General features: G+C 71.3%; 15 protein-coding genes. 7 read left to right on the top strand and 8 right to left on the bottom strand.

What is annotated here, in order from left to right:
• Positions 1 to 555: 555 nt before the first annotated feature.
• From ACIBP6_RS34825 to mtrA, 4 genes are all read right to left on the bottom strand, one after another.
• The gene (locus ACIBP6_RS34825) at positions 556 to 1080 is read right to left on the bottom strand and encodes a ComF family protein (protein ID WP_397058068.1); all 525 of its coding nucleotides are present in this window, start codon (positions 1078 to 1080) and stop codon (positions 556 to 558) included.
• An 854-nt stretch (positions 1081 to 1934) separates the two neighbouring features.
• Positions 1935 to 3665, bottom strand: coding sequence for an LpqB family beta-propeller domain-containing protein (locus ACIBP6_RS34820; RefSeq protein WP_397058067.1), 1731 nt, complete (start codon positions 3663 to 3665; stop codon positions 1935 to 1937).
• Positions 3652 to 5397: an MtrAB system histidine kinase MtrB gene (mtrB, locus tag ACIBP6_RS34815; RefSeq protein WP_397058066.1), complete on the bottom strand. Its 1746-nt coding sequence runs from the start codon at positions 5395 to 5397 to the stop codon at positions 3652 to 3654. Before mtrB ends, ACIBP6_RS34820 begins: the two co-directional genes overlap by 14 nt.
• Positions 5398 to 5414: 17 nt before the next feature.
• Positions 5415 to 6092, bottom strand: coding sequence for an MtrAB system response regulator MtrA (mtrA, locus tag ACIBP6_RS34810; protein WP_090763607.1), 678 nt, complete (start codon positions 6090 to 6092; stop codon positions 5415 to 5417).
• Between the two features lie 270 nt (positions 6093 to 6362).
• On the opposite strand from mtrA, the gene ACIBP6_RS34805 reads away from it, so the two are divergent.
• The 5 genes from ACIBP6_RS34805 to ACIBP6_RS34785 are packed head-to-tail and all read left to right on the top strand — an operon-like array spanning position 6363 to position 11813.
• On the top strand, positions 6363 to 7619 hold the full coding sequence (locus ACIBP6_RS34805; protein ID WP_397058065.1) for a glycerophosphoryl diester phosphodiesterase membrane domain-containing protein: 1257 nt from the start codon (positions 6363 to 6365) through the stop codon (positions 7617 to 7619).
• Positions 7616 to 8257 (top strand): DUF4129 domain-containing protein, encoded by a 642-nt coding sequence (locus ACIBP6_RS34800; protein ID WP_397058064.1) that lies wholly within the window; start codon positions 7616 to 7618, stop codon positions 8255 to 8257. Before ACIBP6_RS34805 ends, ACIBP6_RS34800 begins: the two co-directional genes overlap by 4 nt.
• A 34-nt stretch (positions 8258 to 8291) precedes the next feature.
• Positions 8292 to 9470 (top strand): DUF4350 domain-containing protein, encoded by a 1179-nt coding sequence (locus tag ACIBP6_RS34795; protein ID WP_397058063.1) that lies wholly within the window; start codon positions 8292 to 8294, stop codon positions 9468 to 9470.
• Positions 9460 to 10440, top strand: coding sequence for an AAA family ATPase (locus ACIBP6_RS34790; RefSeq protein WP_397058062.1), 981 nt, complete (start codon positions 9460 to 9462; stop codon positions 10438 to 10440). Before ACIBP6_RS34795 ends, ACIBP6_RS34790 begins: the two co-directional genes overlap by 11 nt.
• Entirely contained in the window at positions 10440 to 11813 is a 1374-nt protein-coding gene (locus ACIBP6_RS34785; protein WP_397058061.1) for a DUF58 domain-containing protein, read from the top strand. Before ACIBP6_RS34790 ends, ACIBP6_RS34785 begins: the two co-directional genes overlap by 1 nt.
• A 53-nt stretch (positions 11814 to 11866) precedes the next feature.
• On the opposite strand, the gene ACIBP6_RS34780 is transcribed toward ACIBP6_RS34785, so the two are convergent.
• A complete protein-coding gene (locus tag ACIBP6_RS34780; protein WP_132620795.1) occupies positions 11867 to 12859 on the bottom strand; it encodes a stage II sporulation protein M in 993 nt (330 codons plus the stop codon).
• Between the two features lie 51 nt (positions 12860 to 12910).
• On the opposite strand from ACIBP6_RS34780, the gene ACIBP6_RS34775 reads away from it, so the two are divergent.
• Positions 12911 to 13915 (top strand): RDD family protein, encoded by a 1005-nt coding sequence (locus ACIBP6_RS34775; RefSeq protein ID WP_397058060.1) that lies wholly within the window; start codon positions 12911 to 12913, stop codon positions 13913 to 13915.
• Between the two features lie 10 nt (positions 13916 to 13925).
• Here the strand turns inward: ACIBP6_RS34775 and ACIBP6_RS34770 are convergent, their stop codons facing one another.
• Together ACIBP6_RS34770 and ACIBP6_RS34765 are read right to left on the bottom strand one after the other, a co-directional pair.
• A complete protein-coding gene (locus tag ACIBP6_RS34770; RefSeq protein WP_397058059.1) occupies positions 13926 to 15308 on the bottom strand; it encodes an LVIVD repeat-containing protein in 1383 nt (460 codons plus the stop codon).
• Between the two features lie 87 nt (positions 15309 to 15395).
• On the bottom strand, positions 15396 to 16787 hold the full coding sequence (locus ACIBP6_RS34765; protein WP_397058058.1) for an LVIVD repeat-containing protein: 1392 nt from the start codon (positions 16785 to 16787) through the stop codon (positions 15396 to 15398).
• A gap of 163 nt (positions 16788 to 16950) precedes the next feature.
• Here ACIBP6_RS34765 and ACIBP6_RS34760 point away from each other — a divergent pair, with 163 nt between their 5' ends.
• Positions 16951 to 17586 (top strand): DUF305 domain-containing protein, encoded by a 636-nt coding sequence (locus ACIBP6_RS34760; RefSeq protein ID WP_397058057.1) that lies wholly within the window; start codon positions 16951 to 16953, stop codon positions 17584 to 17586.
• A gap of 488 nt (positions 17587 to 18074) precedes the next feature.
• On the opposite strand, the gene ACIBP6_RS34755 is transcribed toward ACIBP6_RS34760, so the two are convergent.
• Positions 18075 to 19310: an adenosylhomocysteinase gene (locus ACIBP6_RS34755; protein ID WP_397058056.1), complete on the bottom strand. Its 1236-nt coding sequence runs from the start codon at positions 19308 to 19310 to the stop codon at positions 18075 to 18077.
• Between the last annotated feature and the right edge of the window lie 239 nt (positions 19311 to 19549).

Raw genomic sequence — 19549 nt, 5'->3', positions numbered from 1 at the left:
GGGCGGGGTCTTCTGTCTGCCTTTCTCTCACCGTTCCCCTCTTCCGACTCGGGGTCACCGGGATCTCTGATGGCACCCGTCCGGCCGACCTGGTCTTCGACCCCACATCCGCCTGCTGAGGATTTCGCGGCTCTGATGCCACTACTGCCCTTCTCTTCTGACGGGGGACATCTGGACCCCCGGGAAGGCAGGACTTACCCCTAAGCCGCACCGTGATCGGTCGACAAAGAGTCGCCTTACGTGGACCGTTTTGCCTGCGGCTGGCATCGGCTAGCAGAGTCGGGGACCCCGACCCTGCGCAACCACGGACCCGAACGGGTGCCATGTCAGAACGCTATCCGCATCCAGGACGAATGTCAGCCGGAGGATCGGCCGAAGGATCACTTTCCGTGGTTTCCCTCAGGGTGGTAAGCGCCTTCCCATGCCGGGTTCAACCGGTCGGCACCTCTTGCCGGGGCCTGTTTCCCGTACGCCACCAGGCGCGAAACATGTACGGGGATAGAGACATGTGACCAGTGGGCCAGTGTCGCGGGCGCAGCCCGTTTTCACGCACGGTCACCGTAATGTCTTAGCAGATCTTCGGCGTGTCGCTGCGACGGTGACGGCGAGCGGGACCGCGGCGCCCGTCGCGCGCAGCACCCCGGCGGCCTCGGCCAGGGTGACCCCGGTCGTGACAATGTCATCCAGAAGCAGCACAACCGGCGCTGGAGGGACTTTCACGGCGTGGCGCACCTGGAGTGACCCCGCGAGATTGGCGACTCTCTCCGCGGAGCTCAGCCCCGCCTGGTCGGCCACGCCCCGCACCTGCCGTAGCGCGGGCCACAGCACGGCTTCCAGCCCCAGCCTCCGCAGCCGTCGCGTGACCATCACCGCCAACCGCCCCACGGGATCATGCCCTCGCGCCCGCACCCGACGCCCGCCACTCGGCACCGGCACGACAGCGAACCGCCCGCCGACATATGCAGCCGCGTGCGCGTCGGCCCCCACCGCCGTGACGGCCGCGCTCACCACAGCCTCGGCCAGCACACCGGCGAGCGCGACGGCACCCCGCTCCTTGTAAGCCACGATCGCCGTACGCACCACCCCCTCGTAAGGGGCAGCGGACCAGCAGTCGGGCAGGCCGGCCAACACCGGAACGGGCCTGCGCCTGGCAGGCGCGCCCATCAAGGCGACACGACACCCCGCACACCACGACGCCCCCTTGCTCCCGCACCCCACGCAGGACGCCGGCAGAACGAGATCGAGAACAGCACCCAGCACACCCCCACCATGCCGCCGCCCACCGACAATTCCCGGCCACCCACCCCGCTCGACGACCACCGACGCCCCCTGCCGACCAATTGGGCCTGTCGCGGGGTGAGACCCGCGGCAACGCGGCACGAACCGCGCCGTCCCCACCGCGAGGGCTGAGGCGGACTCGGATCGTTCGCCTGAGGACAGCCGACGCACACGGGCCAGGGCCGCTCACCCGGCAAAGGCGCGCGGGCCAGGGCCGCTCGACTGAGAAGCGCTGAGGCGAACTGGGGCCGTTCGGATGAAGGTGGTGGACGCGGACTGAGGCCGTACACGGGCGGGCGAGTCGGCCTCGGAGGGGCCGTACGGCTGGGGGCTGTGGAGGCGGGCTGGGCCGTCGAAGTGGCCGGGGTGTTCGCTGGTGGGCGGGAACGGGGCAGGGCGTTCAGGCGCGCGTTGACAGGCCCGGTCGCCCCCGGCCAACCGGCCGGCCAGGGCTCGTTGACACGCGGGTGGGCCGCTGTCGGGCCCGAGGGGAGCCCCGGTCGTTGGGGCTGAGGCGAGTACCCGGCGTGCGGAGCCCCCAGCGAGTACCCCGCTCGTGGAGCCCCCAGCGAGTACCCCGCTCGTGGAGCCCGCAGCGAGTGCCCCGCTCGTGGAGCCGGGTGAGTTGCGCCGTCGGAGCCGGAGGGCCGGTTGGGTCAGCCGAGGGGGAAGAGGGGGGCGCCGGCGTCGGTTTCGAGCTTGGTGGCCCAGGTTTGGCGGTCCTGGTTGAGTTCGAGGAGTTTGGTGCCTTTTTCGGTTTCGGCCTCGGCCAGGATGCGGTCGTCCAGCGCCGCCACCGATTCGAGGCGGTCCTTCAGCGGCACCCCCGTCGTCTCCCCGTCGCCGACGTTGATCTCGTTGAGGATCTGTCCCGCCTTGGTCTGCACGAGCACGAGCAGGTGCTCGTCGTCGCCCCACGCCACGTCGGTGATCTCGGAGCCCATCTCGATGGTGGTCAGCAGCTGCAGGTTGCCCAGCATCGTGCCGCCGCCGGTGAGGGCGCCGATCTGGACGGTGTTCTTCCCGGTCGTCACCGCCACCCGGACGCCGTCCCTGGCGATCCGCAGCCGTGTCACGTCGAGTTTCTCCACCTCGGGCGCCGACACGCGCTCCGGCGCCTGCCCGTGGGCCGGGTCGTAGCGCAGCAGGACGGCGTTGTCGCGGTCGTACGTCCAGAGGGACCCGTCCCGATGCCAGGTCGGCGGCGTCAGGGACTCGCCGTGGATGACCTCCTGCCAGCGGCCGTCCGGCGTCAGCGAGGCCACCGAGATGCCGGTGGTGGTCAGCGCCGCGACCTGCGGGGGGCCGTCCTTGGACAGGGACATCGCGAAGTCGGAGTACCCCTCGCGCGGCTCGCCGGCCGCGCCCGGCACCACGCCCTCGGGGCGGTCCTTGCCGAGGTGGCGGACGGCGCCCCGGCTGACGTAGTAGGCGTGGTCGCCGCTGTCGTCGAGCCAGTGCTCGTCGGAGTTGGGCCGGTCGACGGCGTACGGCTCGCCGTTCACCTGGATCTCGATGATGCGGCCCTTGGCCACGTCGTTGTTGTTCAGGGTGTAGCGAATCTGCGCCCTGAGCGCGTCCTCGGCGCTCAGGTCGAGCGGGTCGAGCGGGCTGGCGAGGTCGATGACCACGCGTTCCTCGCCCGACCTCACCGACTCGATCGCGGTGCCCGGCGGGAAGCTGGTGGACACCGCGCCCTGCAGGGCCGCGGTCGGCTGCTGCAGCAGGCGTTCGAGCACGGTCTGGGCGAAGCGCTCGGTGGTCTTCATCCGCAGGCGTACGCGGTCGACGACCAGCCGGTCCTGGGTGCTGCGGTTGAGGTAGTAGAGATTCGTCGGCCGGTAGGCCCGGTCGACGTCGGAGGCGGTGAGCAGCAGCCCGGGGGGCAGCGCGTTGACACGGTAGCCGCCGCCGGGCGCCTTGACCAGCTCGTACGGACGCTCCCACGCCCCGGCCGTGGGCACGTACGAGTCGTCCTCCTTGATGGAGGCCACCGAGCTGCCCTTGAGCGTCACGGTCTGCACGGTCTCGGTGCCGTCGCCCGGCGGGGGCGCGACGATCTCGAAGGCGTCGTCGATCACCGTCACCGGTCCGGAGGCGTTCCACGTGGCCTTGGCCTCGGGTGTCAGGTACTGCTGCAGGACCGACGGGTCGTCGGGGTAGGCGGCCATGGCGGCCTGCATGCCCTTGATCGTCTCCTCCGGTCCCCATTCGCGCTGCGGCCCGATGGCGATCATGCGCTGGAACGGCCTGCCCAGCGGATCGCCCGCGCCGACGTCGCTCACCGCGATCGGGCCGCTCAGCGGTATGACGGTGCACCCGGAGCCCGCGCACGTCACGGCGGCCATGATCGCCGTCACCGCGGCGAAGCGTCTAGTCCTCGTCATAACCGCCCCCGTCGGCGACCGCCGGCAGCAGGACCGGCGTCATGGACGTACGCCAGGTGCGCCGCATCTCGATCTCCGGCGGCACCAGTGGCAGCGGCGAGCCCTTGAGGTCGGCCCCTGCGGTGCGCGGCAGCGTCAGCCGGAACTGCGAGCCCTCGCCGGGCTGGCCCCACGCCTGGAGCCAGCCGCCGTGCAGGGCGGCGTCCTCGCGGGAGATCGCCAGCCCGAGCCCGGTGCCGCCGATGGTGCGCGCCCGTGACGGGTCGGCCCGCCAGAACCGGTCGAAGACCAGGGTGTCCTCGCCGGGTTTGAGGCCGATCCCGTGGTCGCGTACGGCCACCGCCACCGCGTCGCGGTCGCCGCCCACGGTGACCACGACGTCGCGGCCCTCGCCGTGCTCGATGGCGTTGAACAGCAGGTTGCGCAGGATGCGCTCGACCCGCCGGTTGTCGACCTCGGCCATGCAGGGCTCGTTGGGCAGCCGCAGCTCGAAGCGGGTGGAGTGACGCTCGGCCAGCGCCTCGGAGTCGGCGATGGCGCGCAGCACCAGGTCGCGCACGTCGACGGGGTCGAGGTCGAGCGTGGCGGCGCCGGCGTCGTAACGGCTGATCTCCAGCAGGTCGGCCAGCATCGACTCGAACCGCTCCAGCTGCGCCTGCATGAGCTCGGCCGAACGGGAGGCCATCGGGTCGAAGTCCTCGCGAGCGTCGTACAGCAGGTCGGCGGCCATGCGGACGGTGGTCAGCGGCGTGCGCAGCTCGTGGGAGACGTCGGAGACGAACTGGCGTTGGACCTGCGACAACTCCTCCAGCTGGTGGATCTTCAGCGCGAGGTTGGCGGCCATCTCGTTGAACGAGTTGGCCAGCCGGGCCAGGTCGTCCTCGCCGCGCACCTTGAGCCGTTCGTCGAGCTTGCCCGCGGCCAGGCGCTCGGCGGCCTGGCGGGCCAGGCGTACGGGGGTGACGACCTGGCGGGTGACGAGGTAGGCGATGGCGGCGAGCAGCAGCACGAGCCCGAGACCCACCACGACGATGGCGAGCCGGACGTTGACCAGCAGCTGTTCTTCCTCGTCGAGCGGGAAGAAGTGGTAGACCTCGTAGCTCTCGCCGCTGGTCGGCACGTGGACGACGCCGCCGATGACGTACGTCAGCCGCGACTGCCCCTCCTCGGCGAACCGGATCTTTCCCGTGATCGCCAAGGGCTCGTCGTACTGCTGGTCGCGGATGTTGCGCTGCAGGCCCAGCTGGAGGTTGGCCGGCACGTCGCCGGGCACGACCGTCCCCGACCCCCGCGAGGCGCCGGGGAGGTGCCGGTTGAGCACCAGCATGTCGTAGCGCTTCTCGGTGCCGCCCTCGCCGGAGCCCGTGATGGTGTCCATCACCTCGTCGAGCGGGTTGGCCGAGCCCTGCTTGCCGCTGTCGGTGGTCTTGTCCTGGTCGTCGGTCTCGGGGGCGAGCGCGTCGGCGATCTGCAGCCGGTCGGCGAACGCCTCACTGTTCGAGGACTCCTGGGTGCTGTCGACGACCGACTTGCTGATCTGCCCGAACAGGAACGTGCCGAGCACCACCACGACGATGACCGAGATCACCATCGTGCTGGTGACCACCTGGAGCTGCAGCGAGCGCCGCCACGTGCTGCGCGCCTTGCCCGCCGCACGACGCACCCGCCGGCGGACGCCGCCGAGAATCTGGCGGAACGTCCGTCGGGAGCGGCGCTGGGTCGTCGGGGGCATGGCGGGGTGTCGGAAGCTCAGGCAGGGCCGGCTTTGTAGCCCACGCCGCGGACCGTGACGACGATCTCAGGGTGCTCGGGGTCCTTCTCGATCTTCGCCCGGAGCCGCTGCACATGCACGTTGACCAGGCGCGTGTCGGCGGCGTGGCGGTAGCCCCACACCTGCTCGAGCAGGACCTCGCGGGTGAAGACCTGGCGCGGCTTGCGGGCCAGCGCCACCAGCAGGTCGAACTCCAGCGGCGTCAGGTTGATGGTCTCGTCGCCGCGCTTGACCGAGTGGCCGGCCACGTCGATGGTGATGTCGCCGATCTGCAGGATCTCGGGGGTCGGCTCGTCGGTGCGGCGCAGCCGCGCCCGCACCCGCGCCACGAGCTCCTTCGGCTTGAACGGCTTGACGATGTAGTCGTCGGCGCCCGACTCCAGCCCCAGCACCACGTCGATCGTGTCGCTCTTGGCGGTGAGCATGACGATGGGAACCCCCGACTCAGCCCTGATCCTGCGGGCGACGTCGATGCCGTCGGCTCCCGGCAGCATCAGGTCGAGCAGGACCAGGTCCGGGCGTGTATCCCGGAACGCGTCGAGGGCCTTGTCGCCGTCGGAGACAAATGACGGCTCGAAGCCCTCTCCCCGCAGCACGATCCCGAGCATCTCGGCGAGAGCGGCGTCGTCGTCAACGACCAGCACGCGACCTTTCATGGCCCCTCATTCGTTTCTACGCATTGTGGGACATACCCGCACGATCACTGAAGGTTACCCTTGGTAGGCCCATGTGCGACACATGAACCTGACGAGCGGCGAACGTGCCGCCCGCCCCCGCGACCGCCTTCCCAGTCTGCGGTAACAGAGCAGCTTTCGGCCATCCCTGGATGTCAACCGCGCCCGGATTCGCCGGAGAATGCGGGCGAGATCGGGCGACGAATCTCCTCCGTGACACCAAGCTCCCGCCCAGCATGCCAGGATTGGGATATGTCAGACGGTCACGGTCCCATGCCCGAGACGCCATCAGGCTGGTCGGCCGAACAGCCCCCGCCGTACAGCGCCCCGCCGGCCTCCCCATGGACCGCGCCCGGCTCGCAGCAGCAGGTGCCCTACGGCGGCCAGCCGCACGGCCAGCCGCACGGGCAGCCGCCCTATCAGCAGGCGCCCGCCGGCCACGGGCCGGGAACACCCTATCCCCCCTATCCAGGCCAGGGTCCCGGATACGGCTACATGCCGCCTCCGCCGGCGCTGCGGCCCGGCATCATCCCCCTGCACCCGCTGCGCCTCGGCGACGTCCTCGACGGCACGATCAAGCTGATCCGCTCCAACCCCAAGTCGGTGCTGGGCCTGTCGGCCGCGGCCGCGCTCGTGGTCTCCGTGCCGGTCGCACTGGGGCAGGCGTACGTGTTCGACTCCGCGGCGAGCATCGCCGCCGACCCCGGCAGCGTGACCACCGGCGACCTGTACGGCAGCCTCGCCGTCCAGTACGGCGGCACCCTGATCTCGCTCGCCGTGCAGTTCGTCGTCGTCACCATGCTGACCGGCGTGCTGACCCGCATCCTCGGCCGGGCCGTCTTCGGCGGCACGGTGAGCGCGGGCGAGGCCTGGCGGCTGGTCAAGGGCCGGGTGGGGGCGCTGTTCGGCGTGGTGGCGCTGATGGCCGTCATCATGGTCGTGCCGTTGATCGTCTTCGTGCTGCTCATGGCGGCGCTCGCGACGACGGGTGAGTTCACCCTGGTGGCCGTCGCGACGCTGCTGTTCATCGTCGCCTACTTCGTCTACTACCTGTTCTTCAAGACGCGCTTCGCGTTCGCCCCGGCCGCCGTGGTGCTGGAGGGCAGGGGGCCGATCGACGCCATGCGGCGCTCGTGGCAGCTGGTGACGGGCGACTTCTGGCGGGTGCTCGGCATCCTGCTGCTCACCTGGATCCTCGTGGGCATCGTCTCGACCGTCCTCGCCTTCCCGTTCTCGCTCGCCGGCACGATGTTCAGCGCGATGGGCGCGGGCACGGCCGCCACCGCCATCGTCTCGGCGCTGTTCCTCACCATCGGCTACACGATCGGCTCGATGCTCACCTACCCGTTCGAGGCGGGTGTGGCCGGCCTGCTCTACGCCGACCGGCGCATGCGTGCCGAGGCCTTCGACCTCGTGCTCCAGACGGCCGCCATCGAACAGCAGCGCCAGGGCTGGGTGCACTCCTCGGCCGACGACCTGTGGCACCCGTCCAACTCCGCCAGACCGTGAGCCCGATCGGCAGGGACGAGGCCGCCCAGAGGGCCGCGACCGAGCTCCTCGACCCCCAGTACGCGAAGGAGTCGCTGCTCGACCTGATCTACCGGCGGGTCATGCAGTTCCTCGGCGACCTCATCGACGCGGCCACCGGCGGCGGCACGGCCGGCGGCGTCATCGCCGCCGCGGCGATCGTTCTCATCCTCCTCAGCGTGATCACCCTGGTGGGCTGGCAGCTGCGCAGGACGACTCGCAGGAAGGCGCTCTTGACGGGCGGGCTGTTCGGCGAGCAGGCGATGACCGCGGCCGAGCACCGGCGGGCCGCCGAGGGCCTCGCCTCGGAGGGCCGCTGGGCGGAGGCCGTCCGCGAGCGTTTCCGTGCCATCGCCCGCGACATGGAGGAACGCGCGCTGGTCAGCGGCATGCCGGGGCGTACGGCCGGCGAGCTCGCGGCGGAGGCGGCGGTGTCGCTGCCGGCGTTCGCGGCGGAGCTGTCGGCCGGGGCGCGGTCGTTCGACGACGTGACCTACGGCGGGGTGCCGGGCACCAGGGCGGCGTACGACGCGATGACCTCGCTCGACACCCGCCTCCAGCAGGCCCGGCCGGTCCTCGCGACCGTGGGGACGGCCGGGTACGGCGGAGGTGCGGAGTGAGCGTGGGGACGCCCGGCTACGGCGGAGGTGCGCGGTGACCGTGGAGACGCGTCCGCCGCAGGCCGGGGAGTCGTACGCGACCTCACCCACCGTGCGCTCGGTCTGGCGCTCCGGGCGCGGCATCGCGCTGGTGGGCGTCCTGGCCGTGATCGCCGCCGTCATCGGGCTGCTGATCGGCCCCGACCGCGGGCCTGCGCGCCCGCTCGATCCCGACGACGTCTCGCTCTCGGGCTCCAAGGCGCTGGCCGAGCTGCTGCGCGACCGCGGCGTCACCGTCGACAGGGTCGACTCGGTGGCGGCCGCCGCCGCCAAGGCCGCCATCGGCGACCGTGTGCTGGTGATCACCGACACCGCCTACCACGACGAGTTCGCCCTGACCGCGATCCCCGGTGACCGCCTGATCGTCGGCGACCTGCTGGGGCTGCCGGTCCTCGCCCCCGGCGTCCGCATGGAGCCGGACTTCGCACGTCCGCGCTCCCGCGAGCCCGCGTGCGGGCTGCCCGCCGCGACGGCCGCGGGAAGCGCGTACCTCGGCGGGCCGGTCATGCGCGGGCCCGCGGGCGCGACCGCCTGCTACCCGGCCGGCGACGGGCACCTGCTGGTCAGGTTCACCCACGGCGGCGGCGTCACCACGGTCGTCGGCGACGGCGGCTTCATGACCAACCAGCGCCTGGCCGAAGACGGCAACGCGGCCCTGGCACTCAATCTCATCGGCACCGGCAAGCCCGTCACCTGGCTGGTGCGCCCCGACGAGCCGCCGGCCCTCGACCTGCCGGGCGAGCAGGGCCGGTCGATGCACGACCTGATGCCCGACAACATCCGGTGGGCCGTCTACATGGCGATCACCGCCCTGGCCGTCACCGCGTTCTGGCGGGGCAGACGGCTCGGGCCCGTGGTGGCCGAGCGGCTGCCCGTCATCGTCAGGGCGGCCGAGACCGTCGAGGGGCGGGGCCGCCTCTACCGGGCCAGGCGTGCCAGGGGACGCGCGGCCGACGCGCTGCGCGAGGGCACGATCGACCGGCTCGTCCCCCGGCTCGGGCTCGCTTCGGGCGCCGGGCGGCACGAGGTCGTCGCCGCGCTCGCGGCGCGTACCGGCCAGGACCCCCAGCAGCTCGGCGCCGTGCTCTACGGGCCGCCGCCGGACCACGACGCGGGGCTCGTCGCGCTGGCCGGACACTTGGACGCGATCGAAAGGCAGGTCATTGAACCCTGAGGAGACGTACCACGCGACGGTCCCGGCCGACTCGGCGAGGGAGGCCCTGGCGGCGCTGCGCGCGGAGGTGTCCAAGGCCGTGGTCGGCCAGGACTCCGTGGTGACGGGGCTGGTCATCGCGCTGCTGTGCAGGGGGCACGTGCTGCTGGAGGGCGTGCCCGGCGTGGCCAAGACGCTGATGGTCCGCACGCTCTCGGCGGCGCTGTCGCTCGACTTCAAGCGGGTGCAGTTCACCCCCGACCTGATGCCGGGCGACGTGACCGGGTCGCTGATCTACGACTCGAAGACGGCGGAGTTCGAGTTCCGCGAGGGGCCGGTGTTCACGAACCTGCTGCTGGCCGACGAGATCAACCGCACCCCGCCGAAGACCCAGGCGGCGCTGCTGGAGGCGATGGAGGAGCGGCAGGTCACCGTGGAGGGCTCGGCCCGGCCGCTGCCCGACCCGTTCGTGGTGTGCGCGACGCAGAACCCCGTCGAGTACGAGGGCACCTACCAGCTGCCCGAGGCCCAGCTCGACCGGTTCCTGCTCAAGCTGACCGTGCCGCTGCCGCCGCGCGAGCACGAGATCGCGGTGCTCGACCGGCACGCCCGCGGCTTCGACCCGCGCGACCTGTCGCAGGTCAAGGCCGTGGCCTCGGCGCGGGACCTGGCAGCGGCGCGGGAGGCGGCGGCCACGGTGCACATCGCGCCCGAGGTGCTCGGCTACATCGTCGACGTGGCCCGCGCCACCAGGAACTCCCCGTCGCTGCAGCTCGGCGTCTCGCCGCGTGGGGCCACGGCGCTGCTCGCGGCCTCGCGGGCGTGGGCGTGGCTGTCCGGGCGGCCGTACGTCACGCCTGACGACGTGAAAGCGGTGGCCAGGCCGGCGCTGCGGCACCGGATCCAGCTGCGGCCGGAGGCCGAGCTGGAGGGCGCCACCGCCGACGGCCTGCTCGACGGCATCCTCGCCTCGGTCCCGGTCCCGCGCTGATGGCTCTGACGGGACGTGCAGGGCTGCTCGCGGCGCTCGGGATCGCGGTGGTGCTGTTCGCGCCGCGGCCCGGAGCCGCGCTGGCCGGGGTCTGCCTGCTGCTGGCCGCCGGGATCCTCGTGGACCTGGCGTTCGCCGGCGCGGTTCGGCCACTGCGCTTCCACCGCTCCGGCGACACCCTGATACGCCTCGGCCAGCGGGCCACGGTGGAGCTGGTGGTGGAGAACCCGGGCGGCAGGCGTGTGCGCGGCCTGCTGCGCGACGCCTGGCCGCCCTCGGCGGGCGCGACCCCGCGCACGGCCGCCATCGACCTGCCCGCCGGGGAACGCCGCAGGATCGTCGTGACACTCGCCCCCACGCGGCGCGGCGACCGCTCGTCCGCGGGGGTCACCGTGCGCTCGGTCGGGCCGCTGGGGCTGGCCGCCCGCCAGGGCAGCCATCAGGCGCCGTGGACGGTGCGCGTGCTGCCGCCGTTCCTGTCCCGCAAGCACCTGCCCTCCCGCCTGGCCCGGCTGCGCGAGCTGGACGGCCGGCACCCCGCTCTGGTCCGCGGCCAGGGCACCGAGTTCGATTCCCTGCGCGAGTACGTGGTCGGCGACGACGTGCGGTCCATCGACTGGCGGGCCACCGCGCGCCGCAACGACGTGGTGGTGCGCACGTGGCGGCCCGAGCGCGACCGCCGGGTGCTGATCGTGCTCGACACCGGCCGCACGTCCGCGGGCCGGGTGGGCGAGGCGCCGATCCCCATGGCGGGGGCCGCTCCCACGGGCGGCGGCCTGCTGGCCGGGCCGGACGCGCTGCCCACGCCGGGCTGGCCGCGGCTCGACTGGTCGATGGACGCCGCGCTGCTGCTGGCCGCGCTGGCGGCCAGGGCCGGCGACCGGGTCGACTTCCTCGCCCACGACCGGGCCGTACGCGCCTGGGTGAGCGGCGCCTCGCGCACCGAGCTGCTGTCGTCACTGGTCAGCGCGATGGCGCCGATCGAGGCGGAGCTGGTCGAGGCCGACGCGCAGGGCATGGTGGCCGCCGTCCTGTCGCGCGCCAAGCGGCGCTGCCTGGTCGTGCTGCTGACCGACCTCAACGCGGCGGCCCTGGACGAGGGGCTCATGCCGGTCCTGCCGCAGCTCTCCTCGCGCCACCTGGTGCTGGTGGCGGGGGTGTCCGACCCGCGGGTGGCCGCCATGGCGGGCCGCCGGGGCACGGCCGAGGAGGTGTACGACGCCGCGGCGGCCGAGCAGGCCCAGCTCGGGCGCAGGCGCATCACGGCCAGGCTGCGGCGGCACGGCGTGGAGGTCGTGGACGCGCCGCCGGACGACATCGCGCCCGCGCTCGCGGACGCCTACCTCGCCCTGAAGGCCGCCGGCCGCCTCTGAGGCAGGCCCCCTGAGGCAGGCCCCCTGAGGCGGGCGCTGAGGCGGGCGTTGTGTCAGGCGCTGGGGGCGACGTCGGGGGCGCGTTCGAGGTCTCCGGTCTCGTTCCTGGCCACCGCGCGGCGGCCGAAGACGATCACGTACGCGAGGAAGGCGACCTCGGCGAGCACCCCGATGCCGACGCGCGCCCACGTCGGCAGCCCGGAGGGCGTCACGAACGCCTCGATCAGCCCCGACAGGAACAGCACCACGACGAGCCCCAGGGCCACGCTCATCACGGCCCGGCCCTGCTCGGCCAGCACCTCGACGCGCCTGCGCGGGCCGGGGTCGATGACCGTCCAGCCGAGCCGCATGCCGACGGCCGCCGCCAGGAACACGGCGGTCAGCTCCAGCAGCCCGTGCGGCAGGATCAGGCCGAAGAAGATGTCGAGCTTGTCGCGGGAGGCCATGAGCCCGGCGGAGACGGCGACGTTCTCGGCGTTGGCGTAGAGCACGTACGGGATGGGCAGGCCCAGCACCACCGCGTAGCCGATCGTCTGAACCGCCAGCCAGGCGTTGTTGGTCCACACGCGCCCGGCGAAGGAGGCGGCCGGGTGCTCGGAGTAGTAGTCGGCGAAGTCCTCCTCGACAAGCTGGGTGATCTGCTCGGGGCTGGCGATCGACGCCTGCACGTCGGGGTTGGCCGCCACCCACGCCCCGATCACCCAGGCGACCGCCACGAACGCCAGCGAGCTGGCCAGCCACCACCACCGCGCCCGGTAGGCCACCACGGGGAACGACACCGTGAAGAAGCGCACCAGCTCACGCCAGGCCGGCGCGTGCGCGCCCGTCACCGCCGAACGAGCCCTGGCCACCAGCGCCGACAGCCGTCCGACCAGCATGGGGTCGGACGAGGACGAGCGCACGATGGACAGATGCGTGGACACCCGCTGGTACAGCTCCACCAGCTCGTCCACCTCGGTGCCCGTCAGTGACGAGCGGTGCTTGACGAGATGGTCGAGCCGGTCCCACACAGGGCGGTGTGCCGTGACGAATGCATCGATGTCCACCCGAACATTCTGGCCGCTCGAACACCCACGGTTAGCCGTTAGGCTCCACATATGTCAGAGGTTGTGACGGGCGACGCGGTAGTCGTCGAGGTGCGCGTGGCCCAGATGCCCTCGCGCGCGCTGGCGATCCTCATCGACCTCGCCGTCCAGTTCGCCGTGCTGATCGGCGCGTACGCCCTGTTGAACGCGTTCGCCCCGATCACGGACGCGGCCATGTTCAGCACGGTCATGGTGGTGTTCGTCGTGCTGGTGATGGTCGGCTACCCGGTGGTCTTCGAGTCCCTCAGCAGGGGCCGCAGCCTCGGCAAGCTGGCGCTCGGCCTGCGCGTGGTCGGCGACGACGGCAGCCCCGAGCGTTTCCGTCAGGCGTTGTTCCGCGGGGTCGCCGGAGTGGTGGAGTTCTGGCTGCTGTGGGGGGCGCCGGCGCTGATCGCGTCGCTGGTCTCGCAGCGCGGCAAGCGGGTCGGCGACGTCTTCGCCGGCACCATCGTGATCTCCGACCGGGCGCCGCGCGACTCGTCCCCGCCGGTCGTGATGCCGCCGCAGCTCGCGGGGTGGGCGGCCACACTGGAGCTCTCCCAGCTGCCCGCCGAGGTGGCGCAGGCCGCCCGGCAGTACCTGTCGCGCTGGCACGACCTGTCGCCGCTGGTCCAGCACGAGATGGGGGTGCGCATCGCGAACCAGGTGGCGGGATACGTCTCGCCGGCCGCGCCGGCCGGGGTGCCGCCGCACGCGTACCTGAGCGCGGTCCTGGCCGAGCGCCGCCGCCGGGAGGAGGCCCGCTTCGCCCAGCAGCTCGGCCTCGCCACTCCGCCCCCGCCGGCCCCGCGCACGCAGCCGTTCCCCCATCCCCCGCCCGGCCCTTCGGCCCAACCCGGCGAACACCCCCAGCCCGGCCCGTACACCCGACCTGACCAGCACACCCAGCCCGGCCCGTACACGCAGCCAGGGCCTTTCACGCAGGAGGCCCCGCCGCGGCAACAGCCGCGGCAGGGCCCCTATCCCCCGCCGGAGCCGCCGCAGGCGACTCCGGGCGGGTTCGCACCACCTCGCTGACGCGGAGGAGTCAGTGACGGCCTCGGCCGTACGACTCCTGCGTCTGCACGTTCAGGTGGTCCATGCGGACGCCCTTGGCGCCGTCCGTCAGCCGGTCCTTGATCTGGACGATGTCGAACCCTTCGTTGAAGTCGGCCGCGTAGATGTAGCCGTTGTAGTAGTACGCCGACCAGATGCCGCCGCCGGAGCCGTCCGAGCGCGGGCCGCGCTCGAAGTAGCCGATCTCCCGCGGGTTGGCGGAGTCGGTGAAGTCCCAGACCGACAGGCCGCCCATGTACCAGGCCTGGACCATGATGTCCTTGCCCTTGACCGGGATCAGCGAGCCGTTGTGGGCGACGCAGTTCTCGGTGTCGGCCTGGTGGCGCGGGATCTTGAAGTAGCTCTTGAACACGAACTCGCCGTCCACGATGTCGTAGATGGCGTCCGCGCCGCGGTTGGGGCCGACCGTCGCGTTGCAGGTCGCCGCGCCGCCGCCGCCGAGCTCGTCGGTGAAGACGACCTTGGTGGCGTCGTTGTTGAACGTGGCGGAGTGCCAGAACGCGAAGTTCGGGTCCGTGGTCCGCGCCGTGACGACGGGGTTCATCCGGTCGGAGATGTCGAACAGCACGCCGTCACCCATGCACGCGCCCGCCGCGATGTCCTTCTCGGCGTAGACGGTGATGTCGTGGCAGCCGCTGGTCGGCAGGAGCAGGCCGGGCTGGGTCTCGTTGCCGCCGTCGGGGAAGACGACCGGCGTGGCCGCGACCTGCGCGGAGGCCGGGCTCTTCAACGGCACCTTGATGACCGAGATCTTGTCGTGCGGCGGCTGGCAGTCGGGGAAGTTCGCCGACGGCGAGTACGAGGAGACGTAGACGTAGACGTTCTCCCGGGCGTCGCGGCCCTTGCCCGGCACGACGGTCAGGGTGTGGGAGCCGCAGTTCGTCTCGACCGACTTGATGTAGCGCGGGTGCGCCTTGTCGGAAATGTCGAAGATGCGGACGCCCTCCCAGGATTCCTCCTCGGTGGCGGGCAGGCCGGTGCTGTTGCAGGAGTCGTCGCTGCGGGGATTGTCCACGGCGCCGAACAGCAGGTTGCCGTAGACGCTGACGTCCATCTGGGAGCCCGGGCAGACGACGGAGCTGACGACCTTCGTCTTCTTGGGGTTCTTGATGTCGTAGATCGAGAACCCGCCGTAGTTGCCGACGTAGGCGTAGTCGCCCTGGAAGGCGATGTCGGTGTTGATCGTGGCGGCGATCGAGGCGGGCTTCGGGACGTTCTGCACGTGGGTCACGTTGGGGCTGGTGACCACGGTGTCGGCGGGCGGGATGTCGGCGGCCAGCGCCGGCATGCCGACCAGCGCTAACGCGGCGGTGGCTGCCGCCGCGACGGCGACGGCACGACGAGTGAGGGACACTCGGGATCCTCCTTGATCACGGTTGGACTTCCGGAGAACGACTGCGGTGAGGGCCGGGTCACGGCCCTCACCGCGGGGGGGGAACGGTCAGCGACCGCGCTCGGGGTACGAGCCCTGCGTCTGCGTGTTGAGGATGTCCATCTTCACGCTGTTCGCCTGGTTCGTACGCGGGTCGTTGATCTTCAGCACGTCGAGGCCCAGGTTGAAGTCCGAGCCGTAGATGTAGCCGTTGTAGTAGTACGCCGACCAGAAGCCGCCATCCAGCGGGGGCGCGGTGTTGTCCGGGCCGCGCTCGAAGAAGGCGATCTCCTGCGGGTTGGCCGAGTCGGTGAAGTCGACGACCGAGATGCCACCCTGGTACCACGCCTGGACCATGATGTCGCGGCCCTTGACCGGGATCAGGGAGCCGTTGTGAGCGACACAGTTCTCGCTGTCGGCCTGGTGACGGGCGATCTTGAAGTAGCTCTTGAACACCATCTGCCCGTCGACGATGTCGTAGTAGGCGTTGGCGCCCTTGTCCGGCCCGATGGCCTCGTTGCAGGTGGCCCGGGTGCCGCCGCCGAGCTCGTCGGTGAAGATCACCTTCGTGCCGTCGTTGTTGAACGTGGCGGAGTGCCAGAAGGCGAAGTTCACCTCGTCGCGGACGGTCGCGGTGACCTTCGGCTGCTCCGGGTCGCGGATGTCCATGAGGATGCCCTCACCCATGCAGGCGCCCGCCGCGATGCCCTTCTCCGGGTAGGAGGTGATGTCGTGGCAGCCCGTCGTCGCCGACTTGCCGACCGGGTACGACCCGGGCACGCCCGGGAACCCGCCGTCGGGGAACAGGTTCGGCGTGGCGATGACCGAGGCCGCCGTGGGGTCGGCCAGCGGCACCTTGATGATCGAGATCAGGTCGTGCGGCGGCTGGCAGTCGGGGAAGTTCGCCGACGGCGAGTAGGAGGAGACGTAGATGTAGACGTTCTCGCCACTGCTGTCGGGCACCAGCGTGTGGGTGTGCGAGCCGCAGTTCGTCTCGACCGACTTGATGTACCTCGGGTTGGCCTTGTCGGAGACGTCGAAGATGCGGACGCCCTCCCACGAGTTCTTGTCGGAGGCCGGCTGCGAGGTGGCGCTGCACGAGTCGTTGTTCAGCGACGCGTCGACGGACCCGAACAGGAGGTTCCCGTAGACGCTCATGTCCATCTGCCCGCCGGGGCAGACGACCGAGCTGACCACGGACGTCTTCTTCGGGTTCTTGATGTCGTAGATCGAGAACCCGGAGTAGTTGCCCACATAGGCGTAGTCGCCCTGGAAGGCCATGTCGGTGTTGATGTCGGCCAGCGCCCCGGGCTTGGGAACGTTCGTGACGTGGCTGATGTTGGGGCTCATGACGATCTCGCCAGGAGCCGGGATGTCAGCCGCCTGCGCGGCCGGCACGGTAGTGCCGGCGAAGGCGACGAGGGCCGCGACGAGAACGGCGGCCCTTCGGGGGGTGAACACTCGGAACCTCCGATAAAGGGGGCATAAACCTACGCAATCCTTACCTCCTTCGCGTTCGCAGGCCAGCGTCCAACGTGTCAATTTTTGTTCCGATTCGACCCCTTTCAATTGCGGCGTTCTTCACCTAAAGTTCCCATTCCCACCGAGTCAGCAGGGAGGTTGAGTGCGCGCCGCGCTCATCGTCATCGTGGGCACGGTCGTTGCCCTCTCCGGTTGCAGCTCCAGCGCGACGCCGCAGACGCCCCGGGCCGACTCGACCGCGCCCGTCATCGCTCCCGGACGTCCTGGCGAAGAGGCCAGGACGCTGTCTCCCAGCGAGGCCGCGACCGCCGTGCCCTCGCCGACCGCCAACGCGGCCGACATCACGTACGTCCAGGACATGATCGTCCACCACCGGCAGGCCCTCGACATGGCGCTGCTCGCCCCCAACCGGGCGGAGTCGGCCAAGCTGAAGAGCCTGGCCGACCGGATCCAGGCCGCCCAGGGCCCGGAGATCCAGTTCATGACGACCTGGCTGCGCGAGCAGGGTCAGCAGGCGCCCGAACACCACGCCGCGCACGAGGGCATGCCGGGAATGGCCACGCCGGAGCAGCTGGAGGCGCTCAAGGCGGCCAAGGGCAAGGACTTCGACCGGATGTTCCTGGAGCTGATGATCAACCACCACCTCGGCGCGATCAAGATGTCCGAGCAGGTCCTGATGAGCGGCACGCACATCCGGGTCGAGGAGCTAGCCGGCGACGTCAACGTCACCCAGACGGCCGAGATCCGCCGCATGCAGGAGATGCAGGCCGAGCTCTGACCGGCCCCGCCTACATCGGCACGCCGTGCGCCGAGTCCAGCTCGGCCTGGAGCCGGGCCGCGTCCCGGGCGGGCGGCAGCCCGTACATGCGCCGGTATTCGCGGCTGAACTGCGAGGCGCTGTCGTACCCCCGCCGTATCCGACCGTCACCACGTCGTGCGGCGCCGAGATCAGCGTGATCCGCGCCTCCTGGAGCCGGAGCTGTTCTCTGGCACCGCCGCGGGCTCATCGCCGTGACCGCCAGGAAGTGCCCGCTGCGTCGGCCAGGACCTTCACCCGGTTGCAGCGCGGCCGAATCCATCTGATGGCGCGGGCGACGAGGCCCACGCGGCTGTCGGCCGAGCCGATCTGCCGGACCATGTCGCCCCGCGGTCCGTTCGAGCGCCCTCCCGAACGCCTGGAACGACGGGCCGCGCTGCGCTTGCCGACCGGCGCTGGGCGACGGCCGGCGCCTCGGTCACCAGGAGTTGATGGACACCGAACGAGTTCTAGGAGCCCACTCTCCAGGAGTGCAGGTAGGCCTCCTGGTCGGCGGTGAGGGTGTCGATGCCGATGCCGGCGGCCTCCAGCTTGAGCCGGGCCACCTCATGGTCGATCTCCTCCGGCACGTCGTACACGCCGGGCGCGAGGCCCGCCCGCTCCCCCGCCAGCCAGGCCACGGCGAGGGCCTGCGCGGAGAACGACATGTCCATGACGGCCGCCGGATGCCCCTCGGCGGCGGTCAGGTTGACCAGGCGGCCCTCGGCCAGCAGCAGCAGGCGGCGGCCGTCGGGCATGACGTACTCGTCGGTGTTGGGCCGCACGCCCCGGTGCACCTCGTGGGTCAGCTCGTCCAGCGCCCGCACGTCGATCTCGACGTCGAAGTGGCCGGCGTTGGCCAGGATCGCGCCGTCCTTCATGACGGCCAGGTGCTCGGCCCTGATCACGTCGCGGTTGCCCGTCACGGTGACGAACAGGTCGCCGATCATGGCGGCCTGGGCCATCGGGCGCACCTCGTAGCCCTGCAGGGTGGCGTCGAGCGCCTTGACGGCGTCGATCTCGGTGACGATCACCCGGGCGCCGAACCCCTTGGCCCGCTCGGCCACCCCGCGCCCGCAGAACCCGAACCCGGCCACGACCACCGTCCGGCCGGCCAGCAGGGTGTTGGTGGCCCGCATGATGCCGTCGAGCGTCGACTGGCCGGTGCCGTACCGGTTGTCGAACATGCGCTTGGTCCGGGTGTCGTTCACCGCCACGACGGGGAACCGCAGGGCGCCCTCCGCCGCCATCTGCCGCAGCCGGATGATGCCGGTGGTCGTCTCCTCGCACCCGCCGCCGACGCCTTCCAGCAGGTCGGTACGTTCGGTGTGCAGGATGTTCACCAGGTCACAGCCGTCGTCCAGCACCAGGTCGGGCCCGACGTCGAGCGCCTGGTGGATGTGGCGGTAGTAGGTGGCCCGGTCGACCCCCGCGCGGGCGTGCACCGCGATGCCGTAGCCGCGCAGCGCCTCGGCCACGTCGTCCTGCGTCGACAGGGGATTCGACGCGGCCAGCGCGATCTCGGCCCCGCCCGCCTTCAGCGCCCCCATGAGCACGGCCGTCTCGGCGGTGACGTGCAGGCAGGCCGCGATGCGCAGCCCGTCGAGCGGCCGTTCGAGCGCGAACCGCTCGCTGATCGCCGTCAGCACCGGCATCGAACGCGCGGCCCAGGAGATCTGCCGCTCACCGCTGTCACTCAGATCCATGGGGTGCCTCAACCGAAGAACGCGGCCAAGAACCCGCTCCGTCACGGCGCCCGGCCCGTGAGCCTTCACGACCGGCCAGGACCGACGGCAAGGGGCTACGGCGCGTGCGGGTGACTTGGCCTGCCGTAAAGGATGGACAGGGGAAAGCCCCGTGAGACGGGAACCCCGGGAACGGGGAGCCTCCCTGCCGTGAAGGGAAAGCTCCGGAAGGAGAGCACCCCTCCCGGAGCTCTTCGATC

The organism is Nonomuraea terrae, assembly GCF_044465245.1.
Classification (GTDB): Bacteria; Actinomycetota; Actinomycetes; order Streptosporangiales; family Streptosporangiaceae; genus Nonomuraea; species Nonomuraea terrae.
The sequence above is the reverse complement of the archived record's forward strand: the minus strand, read 5'-3'. Positions and strand labels throughout refer to the sequence as shown.